The sequence below is a fragment of the Actinacidiphila polyblastidii genome (genome assembly GCF_036353415.1).
Lineage (GTDB): Bacteria > Actinomycetota > Actinomycetes > Streptomycetales > Streptomycetaceae > Actinacidiphila > Actinacidiphila polyblastidii.
In genome coordinates, this window is sequence record NZ_JAZEWV010000054.1 from 22,766 (window position 1) to 35,617 (window position 12,852).

At 73.6% G+C, this 12,852-nt stretch carries 12 protein-coding genes; 7 read left to right on the plus strand and 5 right to left on the minus strand.

Features of this window, described 5'->3' with window-relative positions; translation table 11 throughout:
• Nucleotides 1–239: 239 nt before the first annotated feature.
• Nucleotides 240–443 (plus strand): cold-shock protein, encoded by a 204-nt coding sequence (locus V2S66_RS33240; protein ID WP_009339379.1) that lies wholly within the window; start codon nt 240–242, stop codon nt 441–443.
• Nucleotides 444–771: 328 nt separating this feature from the next.
• Nucleotides 772–2,394 carry a chaperonin GroEL gene (gene groL / locus V2S66_RS33245; protein ID WP_330800651.1) on the plus strand — a complete coding sequence of 541 codons (1,623 nt, stop codon included), beginning with the start codon at nt 772–774 and terminating at the stop codon, nt 2,392–2,394.
• A gap of 95 nt (nt 2,395–2,489) precedes the next feature.
• Here the strand turns inward: groL and murQ are convergent, their stop codons facing one another.
• Together murQ and V2S66_RS33255 are read right to left on the minus strand one after the other, a co-directional pair.
• Nucleotides 2,490–3,419, minus strand: a complete 930-nt coding sequence (gene murQ / locus V2S66_RS33250) for an N-acetylmuramic acid 6-phosphate etherase (RefSeq protein ID WP_330800653.1) — start codon at nt 3,417–3,419, stop codon at nt 2,490–2,492.
• 109 nt (nt 3,420–3,528) lie between these two features.
• Complete coding sequence (locus tag V2S66_RS33255; protein ID WP_413966540.1) at nt 3,529–4,497, minus strand: MurR/RpiR family transcriptional regulator; 969 nt, start codon at nt 4,495–4,497, stop codon at nt 3,529–3,531.
• 63 nt (nt 4,498–4,560) lie between these two features.
• On the opposite strand from V2S66_RS33255, the gene V2S66_RS33260 reads away from it, so the two are divergent.
• The 3 genes from V2S66_RS33260 to V2S66_RS33270 all read left to right on the plus strand — a co-directional run bounded on the left by V2S66_RS33260 (nt 4,561) and on the right by V2S66_RS33270 (nt 6,289).
• Entirely contained in the window at nt 4,561–4,968 is a 408-nt protein-coding gene (locus tag V2S66_RS33260; protein WP_330800655.1) for a hypothetical protein, read from the plus strand.
• 7 nt (nt 4,969–4,975) lie between these two features.
• Nucleotides 4,976–5,245, plus strand: a complete 270-nt coding sequence (locus V2S66_RS33265; RefSeq protein ID WP_330800658.1) for a DUF4031 domain-containing protein — start codon at nt 4,976–4,978, stop codon at nt 5,243–5,245.
• 159 nt (nt 5,246–5,404) lie between these two features.
• Nucleotides 5,405–6,289 (plus strand): LLM class F420-dependent oxidoreductase, encoded by an 885-nt coding sequence (locus V2S66_RS33270; RefSeq protein ID WP_330800660.1) that lies wholly within the window; start codon nt 5,405–5,407, stop codon nt 6,287–6,289.
• Between the two features lie 48 nt (nt 6,290–6,337).
• Here V2S66_RS33270 and V2S66_RS33275 read toward each other — a convergent pair whose 3' ends face one another.
• Nucleotides 6,338–7,042, minus strand: coding sequence for an HD domain-containing protein (locus tag V2S66_RS33275; protein WP_330800661.1), 705 nt, complete (start codon nt 7,040–7,042; stop codon nt 6,338–6,340).
• Between the two features lie 60 nt (nt 7,043–7,102).
• Between V2S66_RS33275 and V2S66_RS33280 the strand changes: the two genes are divergently transcribed.
• Nucleotides 7,103–7,813, plus strand: coding sequence for a copper homeostasis protein CutC (locus V2S66_RS33280; RefSeq protein WP_330800663.1), 711 nt, complete (start codon nt 7,103–7,105; stop codon nt 7,811–7,813).
• A 20-nt stretch (nt 7,814–7,833) separates the two neighbouring features.
• Here V2S66_RS33280 and V2S66_RS33285 read toward each other — a convergent pair whose 3' ends face one another.
• Nucleotides 7,834–9,924: a HelD family protein gene (locus V2S66_RS33285; RefSeq protein WP_330800665.1), complete on the minus strand. Its 2,091-nt coding sequence runs from the start codon at nt 9,922–9,924 to the stop codon at nt 7,834–7,836.
• Nucleotides 9,925–10,246: 322 nt separating this feature from the next.
• On the opposite strand from V2S66_RS33285, the gene V2S66_RS33290 reads away from it, so the two are divergent.
• Complete coding sequence (locus V2S66_RS33290) at nt 10,247–10,417, plus strand: hypothetical protein (RefSeq protein ID WP_330800666.1); 171 nt, start codon at nt 10,247–10,249, stop codon at nt 10,415–10,417.
• Nucleotides 10,418–10,459: 42 nt separating this feature from the next.
• Here V2S66_RS33290 and V2S66_RS33295 read toward each other — a convergent pair whose 3' ends face one another.
• The gene (locus V2S66_RS33295; RefSeq protein WP_330800669.1) at nt 10,460–12,088 is read right to left on the minus strand and encodes a DNA repair helicase XPB; all 1,629 of its coding nucleotides are present in this window, start codon (nt 12,086–12,088) and stop codon (nt 10,460–10,462) included.
• Nucleotides 12,089–12,852: the final 764 nt, after the last annotated feature.

Genomic DNA, 12,852 nt, shown 5'->3' on the forward strand with positions numbered 1-12,852 from the left:
GCCCCGCATTATCGATTTTTCTCGGGGTATTTCCGATGGGTCGCCTCAGGAATTCTCGTCCGATTGACCTGTTGCACTGGGCATCCGTGCAGATACATTCAGCCGCGGTCGACGCGTTCCGGCGCACGCCCCCCAGGGCCCCCATCCGATCATCGGTAAGGGGCACTCGGTCGGGTGAGGTCTGACCCGGGCCCGCGAAGTGCGGGGCCGCGATAGGGCCAGCAATAGGGGAGTTAGGAATGGCTCAGGGCACCGTCAAGTGGTTCAACGCGGAGAAGGGCTACGGCTTCATCGCGGTCGACGGTGGTGCGGATGTCTTCGTCCACTACAGCGCGATACAGATGGACGGATACCGCACCCTGGAGGAAGGCCAGCGAGTCGAGTTCGAGATCTCGCAGGGTCAGAAGGGGCCGCAGGCGGACATGGTCCGACTGGCCGGCTGAGCATCCCGGCGCGTTCGGCCATCGACGCGGCGCTTCACGCCGGAGGGCCCGCACCCCTTGAGGGTGCGGGCCCTCCGTGCGTCCGCGCCCGCCCCCGTCCGCGCCCGCTTCCCACCTCGCTCCCGGCGCCGCCGGCACCCCGAGGCGCTTGCACTCGAAGGGGGTGAGTGCTAATCATTGGCGTTGGCACTCTCCGTGCGAGAGTGCCACCTTGGACCGGGTCGTGAGGCCCGTCGGACGCCGGACCGATCCGGTGCCCGGCCGGCCGTCCGTCGCGGGCACTGCGCGGTCCTCAGCAGTAATTTCCGTCCCGGGAGGACCACTTCACATGGCCAAGATCATCGCGTTCGACGAGGAGGCGCGGCGCGGTCTCGAGCGCGGTATGAACCAGCTCGCCGACGCCGTCAAGGTCACTCTCGGCCCCAAGGGCCGGAACGTCGTTCTGGAGAAGAAGTGGGGCGCCCCCACGATCACCAACGACGGCGTGTCCATCGCCAAGGAGATCGAGCTCGAGGACCCGTACGAGAAGATCGGCGCCGAGCTGGTCAAGGAGGTCGCGAAGAAGACGGACGACGTCGCCGGTGACGGCACGACGACCGCGACCGTCCTCGCCCAGGCGCTGGTCAAGGAGGGCCTGCGCAACGTGGCGGCGGGCGCCAACCCGATGGCCCTCAAGCGCGGCATCGAGAAGGCCGTCGAGGCCGTCTCCGCCGCCCTGCTGGAGCAGGCCAAGGACGTGGAGACCAAGGAGCAGATCGCCTCCACCGCCTCCATCTCCGCCGCTGACACCCAGATCGGCGAGCTGATCGCCGAGGCGATGGACAAGGTCGGCAAGGAAGGCGTCATCACCGTCGAGGAGTCGCAGACCTTCGGGCTCGAGCTCGAGCTCACCGAGGGCATGCGCTTCGACAAGGGCTTCATCTCCGCCTACTTCGCCACCGACCTGGAGCGTATGGAGGCGTCGCTCGACGACCCGTACATCCTGATCGTCAACTCCAAGATCTCCGCGGTGAAGGACCTGCTCCCGCTGCTGGAGAAGGTCATGCAGTCCGGCAAGCCGCTGCTGATCATCGCCGAGGACGTCGAGGGCGAGGCCCTGTCGACCCTGGTGGTCAACAAGATCCGCGGCACCTTCAAGTCCGTCGCCGTCAAGGCCCCGGGCTTCGGCGACCGCCGCAAGGCCATGCTGGGCGACATCGCCATCCTCACCGGCGGCACGGTCATCTCCGAGGAGGTCGGCCTCAAGCTGGAGAACGCGGGCCTCGACCTGCTCGGCCGCGCCCGCACCGTCGTCATCAGCAAGGACGAGACGACCATCGTCGACGGCTCCGGCGACAGCGACCAGGTCGCCGGCCGGGTCAACCAGATCCGCGCCGAGATCGAGAACAGCGACTCGGACTACGACCGCGAGAAGCTCCAGGAGCGCCTGGCGAAGCTGGCCGGCGGCGTGGCCGTCATCAAGGCCGGCGCCGCGACCGAGGTCGAGCTGAAGGAGCGCAAGCACCGCATCGAGGACGCGGTGCGCAACGCCAAGGCGGCCGTCGAGGAGGGCATCGTCGCCGGCGGCGGCGTGGCCCTGCTGCAGGCCACCGCGGTGTTCGAGAAGCTGGAGCTGGAAGGCGACGAGGCGACCGGCGCCAACGCCGTCAAGCTCGCGCTGGAGGCCCCGCTCAAGCAGATCGCCGTCAACGGCGGCCTCGAGGGCGGCGTCATCGTCGAGAAGGTGCGCAACCTTCCGGTCGGCCACGGCCTCAACGCCGCGACCGGCGAGTACGTCGACATGATCGCCGAGGGCATCATCGACCCGGCGAAGGTCACCCGCTCCGCGCTGCAGAACGCCGCGTCCATCGCCGCGCTCTTCCTCACCACCGAGGCCGTCATCGCCGACAAGCCGGAGAAGGCCGCCGCGGCCGCTCCGGGCGGCATGCCGGGTGGCGACATGGACTTCTGATCCCCCCGGGATCGAAGCCGCACGCGACAAGGCGCCGCCCCCTCCGCATCGGAGGGGGCGGCGCCTTGTCGCGCACCCTGCGCCGGGTGGTGCGCTCAGGCGTGCGCCGCCTCCAGGGCGGCGCGCAGGTGGCCCTTGGACTCGCTGAGCAGCCGCTCGGCGGTGGACGCGTCCACGTGCGCGAGCAGCGTCAGGATCGCCGGCTTCACCTCGCCGTCGGTGGCGGTCAGCGCCGCCTCGATCGCCGCGTCGCCCGCGCCGGTGGCGAGCGCCACGATCCGCCGCGAGCGCGCCCGCAGCTTCTCGTTGGAGGCGCGGACGTCGACCATCAGGTTCCCGTAGGTCTTGCCGAGCCGGATCATGGTGATCGTCGAGAGCATGTTGAGCACCAGCTTCTGCGCGGTGCCCGCCTTCAGCCGGGTGGACCCGGAGACCAGCTCGGGCCCCACCACCACCTCGATCGGGTGGTCGGCGGCCGCGCCCAGCGGCGAGCCGGCGTTGCACGACAGGCCGATGGTCAGCGCCCCCACGCTGCGGGCGTACTCCACCGCGCCGACCGCGTACGGCGTCCTCCCCGACGCCGAGATGCCGACCACGCTGTCGGCGGGGCCGAGCCCCAGCGCGGCCAGGTCCGCGCCGGCCAGCTCGCTGCTGTCCTCGGCGCCCTCGACCGAGGTGACCATCGCCTCGGGGCCGCCCGCGATCAGGCCCACCACCTCGCGTCCCGGCGAGGTGTTGAACGTCGGCGGGCACTCGCTCGCGTCGAGCACGCCCAGTCGCCCGGCGGTGCCCGCCCCCGCGTAGACGAGGCGGCCGCCGCGGGTCATACGGGCCGCGACGCCGTCGATGGCCGCCGCGATCGCGGGCAGCGCGCCGGCCACGGCGGACGGCACCGTGAGGTCCTCGCCGTTCATGATCCGCGCGATCTCCAGGGTCGACCTGCGGTCGATCTCGGCGAACTCGGGCCGGACCGCCTCGGTGGTCAGCGTCTCCAACTCGCGGCGCAGCTCGGTGTACTGGGTCATATGCGGCTCGTTCATCCTTCTCGCATGGGTCAGGTGCGCTGGTGGGGGGATGGCGCGGGTGGGTGCGGGCGGGGGACCGTACGGGTGCCGCGGGCGGCGGCCGTACGGGTCAGCTGCGGCCCGCCCGCGGGGTGTGCCGGTGCGCGAGCGCCTCGTACGAGGCGGACAGCGCGGGCGCCGCGGACTCGTAGGTGCGCTGCGCGACGCCTATGAACAGGCAGTCCACCACGAGCAGCTGGCTGGTCCTGCTCGACATGGCCGCGGGACGCAGCTCGCTCTCCCGCGAGCTGGCCGTGGTGAGCACCACGTCGGCGTACTGGGTGACCGCGCCGTCCGCGCGGCCGGTGATCGCGATGGTGGTCGCGCCGCGGTCGAAGGCCGCCCGCAGCGGCTCGATCACGTCGTGGGTGCTGCCGGAGTGGGTGATGGCCAGCGCGACGTCGCCGGGCCGCAGCTGCACCGCGTTGGTGACGGCCAGGTGCGGGTCGGCGTGGGCGTGCGCGATCAGCCCGATCCGCAGCAGCTTCTGCGCCAGGTCCTGGGCGACCAGGCCCGACGCCGCGATCCCGTAGACGTCGGTGCGGCGGGCCGCGGCCAGGGCGCTGACCGCCGCCTCCAGCTGCACGGTGTCGAGCTGGGCCGCGGTGTCGGCGAGGGTCTGCTGCTCCTCGACGGCGAGCTTGGCCACCACGTCGCCCAGCGGGTCGTCGACGGCGATGTCGGCGGTGACCGCGGGGGGAGCGCCGGTGGCCTGCTGCGCGGCGAGCGCGGCGAGCGCGAGCCGCAGGTCGCGGTAGCCGGGGTAGCCCAGCAGCCGGGCGGTGCGGACGACGGTCGCCTCGCTGGTGCCGGTGCGCACTGCGAGGGCGGTGACGGTGAGGTGGGAGCAGCCGGCCGGGTCGCTCGCGACCGCCTCGGCGACCCGCTGCATCGAGCGGGTCATCGAGGGGGCGAGGGTGCGGACCTTGGCGGCGAGGGCCCCCGGGTCGGGGGGCGTGACGGGGAGGACGGGCGCGCCGGGCACGCCGCGGAGGGCGCGGGCACTCGGGGAGAAAGTTTCCTTCACGCTATAGGTCACCTGGTGAAAGGTATTTTCAGGCGGTGGCCACCGTCAAGGCCGCCGCCTTGCGACAATGGCGGCATGAACAGTGAGACGCACGGCGCCCCGGAACCCGGCGGCGAGCAGCCCGGCGGCGGGGCGGCCGGCGACGCGCTCGAAGCGGTGCTGCACGGCGCCCGCGCGCTGGTGCTGGCCGACCTCGCCGCGCGCGACGTGGCAGGACCGGACGTCGTCTCCGTGCTGGAGGACGCGGTGAGCAGCCGCCGCTGGTGGCTCGGGCAGTGGCCGGACGGCGCGGGCTTCGTCCCCGGGCTGGTCGCCCAGGACGTCCAGGACGCCCTGCTGGAGACCCGCGGCCGCTGGCCGCTCTGCCCGTACTGCGAGGACCCGCACGCCCTGGCCGTCGAGCCGGAGTTGGGCGAGGACCCGCACTGGGTGTGCGAGGCGCGCGGCGAGGCCGTCGCCCCGGTCGGCTCGCTGGGAGCGTGAGGCCCGCGTGCCGGTCTACATCGACCCGCCGACCTGGCCCGGCCACGGCCGCCACTGGTCGCACCTGGTCAGCGACAGCTCCTACGCCGAACTGCACGCCTTCGCCGCCCGGTTGGGCGCCCCGCCGCGCGCCTTCGAACGCGACCACTACGACATCCCGGCCGCCCGGTACGCCGACGCGGTCAGGCTCGGCGCGATAGAGGTCGGGAGCAGGGAACTGGTCCGCCGGCTCACCGCGGCCGGCCTGCGCCGCCGCAAGCACCCCGGCCCGGCCTGACGCCCCCCGCGCCCCCGCGCCCCCGTGGTCGCGGCGGGCCGGACCGCTTGGCCGGGACCGGGCAGGAAACCGGGGCCGCCGTGGTTGCACCCACCGCAGGCGGATCTTCGCCCGTACCGAGGCCCCCGTCCGAGGGCCCGTACAGAGGAGAGAGCACTCATGGCACAGCGCGACCGTTTCGGCAGGATCGGTGTGTGGAGCAGCGCGTGGACCAACGCCCTGGCAGGCGACGGCGCCGCGTACACCGCCGCCTACGACGACGCCGCCGCAGAACTGGAGTCCCTCGGCTACGGGGCGATCTGGCTCGGCGCCAGCCCGTCGGTCGGCCACGCGGAGCGGCTCCTGCGGGCCACCTCCGGCATCACGGTGGCGACCGGCATCCTCAGCATCTGGGAGCACACGCCGGCCGACGTCGCCGCCCAGCGCGCCGCCGTCGAAGCCGCCCACCCCGGGCGCTTCCTGCTCGGCATCGGCGTCAGCCACAGCGCGCTCGCCGAGGAGTACGCCCGCCCCTACTCCGCGATGCGCGACTTCCTGGACGGCCTGGACGCCGCGCCGCAGCCGGTGCCCGCTCAGGGCCGCGCGCTGGCCGCGCTCGGCCCGAAGATGCTGGAGCTGGCCCGCGACCGCAGCGCCGGCGCGCACCCGTACCTGGTCACCGCCGAGCACACCGCGCAGGCCCGCGCGGCGCTCGGCGGGGACGCGCTGCTGGCGCCGGAGCTGAAGGTCGTGCTCGACGGCGACCTGGCGCGCGCCCGCGGCACCGCGCGCGACTACCTGGCCCGCTACCTCGCACTGCCCAACTACACCGCGAACCTGCTGCGTTCGGGCTTCACCGAGGACGACCTGGCGGACGGCGGCAGCGACCGCCTGCTGGACGCGGTGTACGCGCTCGGCGACGAGGACGCGGTGGTGCGCAAGGTGGAGGAGTTCTTCGCCGCCGGCGCCGACCACGTCGCCCTCCAGGCGGTCACCGAGGGCGCGACCGCGACCACGCTCCCGCTCCCCGAGTGGCGGCGCCTGGCCGCGCTCATCAAGCACTGACCGGGCGCGCCGCCGGCCTCGCCCGCGGCCGGCGGCGCCCGGCGCGGCTCACGCTTCGAGCAGCTCCAGCTCCGTGCCGAGGTTGCGCCGGGCCACGTCCTCCCAGCGGTCGTGGCCGTAGGGGGTGCGGAACAGGCGGGGGAGCGCCAGCAGCCGGCGCAGGATGTCGGCGCGCCCGGCCCTGAAGTCCTCGTCCGGGACGAAGCCGTACTCCTCGCGGACGGCGGCCGCGTAGGCGGCGTACTCGGCCGGGTCGCCGGCCAGCACCGCGAGGTCGGCGTCGCACAGCACCTCTCCGTCGCGGTCGCCCTCGGCCGGGTCGTGGGTGAGGGTCAGCCGCACCAGCCGGGCGACCTCGGCGACGCGGGCCTCGCCGACCCCGGCCTCGCGCAGCGCCCGCTCGGCCAGGGCGGCGCTGCGCTCCTCGTTCTCGCTGCGGTCCGGGCGGTAGACCACGTCGTGGAACCACGCGGCCAGCGCGACGGTGTCCGGGTCGGCGGCGTACGCGGTCAGCTCGGTGGCCCGGGAGAGGACAGCGACCAGGTGGTCCAGCGTGTGGTAGCGCCGCTGCGGCTCGGCCCAGCGGCCGAGCAGCTCCTCGCCGTACGGACGGGGGTCGGGGCCGCCGCCTTCCGCGGGTTGATCGGGCCCGGCCGGATCGGCCGCCCGCACCCGGCAACGGACCAGCAGATCGCACCACTCGGCGAGCAGGGCGTCGTAACGGGGATGGGCGGCGGCGTCCGTGGAATGCATGCGGGCCATTGTGCGCCACCCCTCTCGCGCGCGAGTGACGCGTGTGGCACCCTTGCTCATATGTCTAGACCAATATTCGAGGTGATCGCCCTCGGCGCCGATGATGCCGTTGCGGCCCAGGAAGGCGGCGCCGACCGCCTCGAACTGGTCACCGACATGGCCTCGGACGGGCTCACCCCGCCGCGCGCCACCTTCGCGGCGATCCGCGCCGCTGTCCACATCCCGCTGCGCGTCATGCTGCGGCTCTCCGACGGCTTCAGCGCCGGCGACGCAGCCGACCTCGACGCGCTGTGCGACGCCGCGCAGGGGCTGCGCGCCGAGGGCGCGGAGGAGTTCGTGCTCGGCTTCCTCGACGGCCGCGGGCACGCCGACCTCGAAGCGGTCTACGCGCTGGTGGACGTGCTCGACGGCTGCCGGTGGACCTTTCACCGGGCGATCGACCGCGCCGCCGACCGCGACGCGCTGCGGCTCCAGCTCGCCGGCCTGCCCGGCCTGGACACCTACCTCACCGCCGGCGCCGCCGAGGGCGTCGCGGCGGGCATCCCCACGCTGTGCGCCGAGGCCGCGCGGGAGGGCGAGCCGGGGTACGAGCCGCGGCTCCTCGTCGGCGGCGGCCTGCTGCTCGGCCACGTCCCCGCCCTGCGCGCGGCCGGCCTCGACGCCTTCCACGTCGGCGGAGCGGTCCGCCCGGCCGGCTGGGCCGGACCGGTCGACGTCCGCGCGGTGCGGGTCTGGCGCGACGCCCTGGACTCCCCGGTCCCGGTCGGCTGACCGGGCGGGCCGACCGGCCGTCAGCGGGTCGGCCCGCCGCCGAACGACCCGAGCGCGTCGGGCAGTTCGGAGGAGTGCAGCACCGCCAGGCCGGAGACCGCACGCGTCAGGCACACGTACAGCCGTCGCAGCCCGGTACGCGGGTCCGGCTCGCCCGCGACGATGGCGGCCGGGTCGTCGAGGACCACGTAGTCGTACTCCAGGCCCTTCGCCAGCGACGCCGGGACCAGCGTCAGCCGGGCCTGCGCCGAGGTCTCCTCGCCGGGGGAGAGCCAGGGCAGGCCCGCGGCGGCCAGCGCCTCGCCGAGCGCCGGGACGCGCGCGTCCGCCGCGATCAGCCCGACCGACCCCTCGAAGCCCAGCGCGTCGACGCACGCCGCGACGACCGCGTCGTCCAGACCGGCCGGGTCCGCCGCCCGCACCGACAGCGCGCCCGCCGACTCCCGGACCGAGGTCGCCGGCGCCAGGTCCGGCGCGATCGACGGCAGCAGCCTGGACGCGTAGGCGATGACCTCGCGCGGCACCCGGAAGCCCCGCGTCAGCTCCTCCACCCGCGCGCCCGCCTTCCCCAGGTGCTCCAGCGCCTGCGCCCACGACCCGGTCGCCCACGGCGTGGTGCCCTGCGCGAGGTCGCCGAGGATCGTCGCCGAGCCCGTCGAGCAGCGCCGGCCCACCGCGCGGTACTGCATCGGCGACAGGTCCTGCGCCTCGTCGAGCACCACATGGCCGAGCGAACTCGTCCTGCGCACCAGGTCGTTCGCCTCGTCCACCAGCACCGCGTCGGCCGCGCTCCAGCGGGCGGAGGCCAGGCCGCGGGCCGGCTTCGCCCACAGCACCCGCTTCTGCTCCTCGGCGTCCAGCACCCCGTCCGCGCAGGACGCCAGGAACTCCGGGTCCGACAGCAGCCGCAGCACCACCTTCGCCGGGTCGACCTGCGGCCAGCAGGCCCTGACCGCCGCCTTCACCGCCGAGTTGCGGGCCACCGCGTCCTGCACCCGGTCGTCCGGCGCCTCACCCGCCCGCTCCATCTGGACCAGCACCGCGTGCGCGATGCGCTGCGGCAGCGCCTCGTGCGCGGCGCCGTACCGGATCTCCCGCGCCGCCAACTCCTCGACGATCTCCCGCAGTTCGTAGGCCGGCACCCGCCAGCGCCGGGAGCCGCGCACCACCACGACCGGCTCGGTGGGCATCGTGATTCCCGAACGCACCGCCCTGCGCAGCACCTCCGCCATCCGCGCGTCGCCCTTGATCCCGGCGGCCTCCGCCGAGTCCGCGCCGCGCACCGGCACATGCGCCACCAGGTCGTCCACCGTGGCCTGCTTGACCTGGAGTTCGCCGAGCGCGGGCAGCACCTGCTCGATGTACCGCAGGAAGGACGCGTTCGGCCCGATCACCAGCGTCCCGGTGCGGGCCAGCCGGTCCCGGTGCGCGTACAGCAGGTACGCCACCCGGTGCAGCCCCACCGCGGTCTTCCCGGTGCCCGGCGCGCCCTGCACGCAGACCGTGCCGGTGATGCCCGCACGGACGATCTCGTCCTGCTCGGGCTGGATCGTCGCGACGATGTCCCGCATCGGGCCGACGCGCGGCCGCTCGATCTCGGTCTGCAGCAGCCTGCTGGAGGTGGCCGTCTCGGTCGGGTCGGACAGGTGCTCGTCCTCGTACGCGGTCAGCTCGCCGCCGGTGTAGCCGAACCGGCGGCGCAGCGCCACGTCCATCGGCTCGGTGCGCGAGGCGCGGTAGAACGGCTGCGAGACCGGCGCCCGCCAGTCGATGACCATCGGGTCGCCCTGCGCGTCGTGGACGTGCCGGCGGCCGATGTAGAAGCTCTCCCCGGCCGCGCCCTCGGCCAGCTCGCCGCCGGGCGCGTGCTGGTAGTCGAGGCGGCCGAAGAACAGCGGGGTGTCGGCGAGGTCGGCCAGCGCCTTGATCCGGTCGTCGATCTGCGCGGCCAGCACCTTGGCGTTGACCCAGTTCCCCGTGACGTCGGAGATGTCCAGCGCCTCGACGTCGTGGCGCATGGCCCGCAGCGCGGACCGCGAGGAGGACAGGTGGTCCCGCTCCCGCCGCAGCGGGTCGGGCGTCGGTTCCTGGACAGGGGCGTGCGTGGGCACGGCGTTGCCTCCGGGTGACGTGAACGGCACGGATGGTGGTTCCGAAGGGCCGGCCGGTTTCCGTCCGGGCGGCGGCGCTCCCGTACGGCGACGCGTCCAGGAGGCGGCAAGACCGGCGATCCTACGCGCACCCGCCCGTCCCCGCGAACCGGTTTTCCCGCCCGCCCGCGGCTCCCTCGCAGCCCACGCCACCGACCGGCCCTCGGGGTGACCCTGATACCGGGGTCGGGGTCGGGCGTCAGACCGTGGGCGGACACGCAGAGTGAGAGTTACGCCCCTGGTCCGACGTCGTCCACCCGGCTGATTCCGTAGCGTGGAAGACATGGCAACCACGACGATTCCCCCAGGTCCACCCGTCCACGGCGGGACCGCCCTCGGCAGCGGCCCGGCGCACCTCCGCCACCTCGTGGGCAACGCACTGCACGCCCTCAAGGTCTTCGCCGTCACCGCCGCCGAGGTCGTCCTGCTCGGCAGCGGCGGCAAGCGGTACTGAGCCCGGCGCCACCGAGCCGTACGGCGCGCCGCTCAGGCCCGCTCAGAGGTCGTCGGCGTCGACGATCCGGTACGCGTACCCCTGCTCCGCCAGGAACCGCTGGCGGTGCGCCGCGAAGTCCTGGTCGATCGTGTCGCGGGCCACCACGGAGTAGAAACGGGCCTCGTGCCCGTCGGCCTTCGGCCGCAGCACCCGGCCCAGCCGCTGCGCCTCCTCCTGCCGCGAACCGAACGTGCCGGACACCTGGATGGCGACGGTCGCCTCCGGCAGGTCGATCGAGAAGTTCGCCACCTTCGACACCACCAGCACCGAGATCTCGCCCTGCCGGAACGCCTCGAAGAGCTTCTCGCGCTGCGCGTTGGACGTCTCGCCCTTGATCACCGGGGCGCCCAGATGCTCGCCCAGCTCGTCCAGCTGGTCGATGTACTGCCCGATGACCAGCGTCTGCTCCCCCGCGTGCTTGGCCACCAGCGCCTCGGTGACCCTGCGCTTGGTCGCCGTCGTCGCGCAGTAGCGGTACTTCTCCTCCGCCTCCGCGGTCGCGTACGCCAGCCGCTCGGAGTCGGTCAGGTTCACCCGCACCTCGACGCAGTCGGCCGGCGCGATGTAGCCCTGCGCCTCGATCTCCTTCCACGGCGCGTCGAACCGCTTCGGCCCGATCAGCGAGAAGACGTCCGACTCGCGGCCGTCCTCGCGCACCAGCGTCGCCGTCAGCCCCAGCCGCCGCCGTGCCTGGAGGTCCGCGGTGAACTTGAACACCGGCGCGGGCAGCAGGTGCACCTCGTCGTAGACGATCAGGCCCCAGTCCCGCGAGTCGAACAGCTCCAGGTGCGGATACACGCCCTTCCGCTTGGTGGTCAGCACCTGGTAGGTGGCGATGGTGACCGGCCGGATCTCCTTGCGGGTGCCGCTGTACTCGCCGACCTCGTCCTCGGTCAGCGAGGTCCGCTTGACCAGCTCGTGCTTCCACTGCCGGGCCGAGACGGTGTTCGTCACCAGGATCAGCGTGGTCGCCTTGGCCTGCGCCATCGCGCCCGCCCCGACCAGCGTCTTGCCCGCGCCGCACGGCAGCACCACCACACCGGAGCCGCCGTGCCAGAAGCCCTCCACGGCCTGCTTCTGGTACGGCCGCAGCGCCCAGCCCTCCTCGTCCAGCTCGATGGGGTGCGCCTCGCCGTCCACGTACCCGGCGAGGTCCTCCGCGGGCCAGCCCAGCTTCAGCAGCACCTGCTTGATCTGCCCGCGCTCCGAGGGGTGCACGGCCACGGTGTCCGCGTCGATCCGCGCGCCCACCAGCGGCTGGACCCGCTTGGACCGCAGGATCTCCTCCAGCACCGGCCGGTCGGTGCTGGTCAGCACCAGACCGTGTGCGGGGTCCTTGCTCAGCCGCAGCCGCCCGTACCGGTCCATCGTCTCGGCGACGTCGACGAGCAGCGCGTGCGGCACCGGATAGCGCGAGAACTCCACCAGCGCGTCCACCACCTGCTCGGCGTCGTGGCCGGCCGCCCGCGCGTTCCACAGGCCGAGCGGGGTCAGGCGGTAGGTGTGGATGTGCTCCGGGGCGCGCTCCAGCTCCGCGAAGGGGGCGATGGCACGGCGGCAGGCGTCCGCCTGCTCGTGGTCGACCTCCAGCAGGAGGGTCTTGTCGCTCTGGACGATCAGGCAGGACACGCAGGGACCTCCGCGGTCGGAGAACACGTCGGAAAACGCGTCGGGGAAACAGACCACTGTACTTCGGATGGCGGGCGGGCCCGGGTGTCCGAGGTCACCCCGGTGACCGGACGGGTGACCTGACGGATGACCGGATGGCCGTGCCGGCACGGATCACCCGGGTGCCGCACGGCGGCCACCCGCACGGCGGCCAACCCCGGGGCGGCCGCGTCGCCATCCGGTGGATTCTTGCGGGCGCGCCTCCGTGGCAGCCGAGATGAAGAGTCGTATTTGATGTTTTCTGCCCCCATGGATCACCAGCAGAAGCCGCCCCCCGCCGAGCCGCGCGAGCGTGGGACGTTCCGAGCCGTTGCGGCAGTCACTGCCGTGGCCGGCGCGGCGGTCATCGCCGCGGCCGGCCTGCTGCTTCCCAGCTCCGCCTCGGGCGCCGCCCTGGCGGACGACGGGAACCAGGACTGGGGCTACTCCGACACCGGGTGGCCTTCGGCCGGCCCGTCCGACTCCGACTCCGGCTGGCCGTCGCCGAGCACCGGCGACACCAGCTGCCCGCCCTCCACGCCGCCGACCACCACGCATCCGGGTCACCCCGGCCACCCGGGCCACCCCACGCACCCGACCCACACGCATCCGGGTCACCCGGGTCACCCGACGCATCCCACGCATACGCCGCCGACGCACCCGACGCATACGCCGCCGACGCACCCGACGCATACGCCGCCGACGTACCCGACGCATACGCCGCCGACGTACCCGACGCATACGCC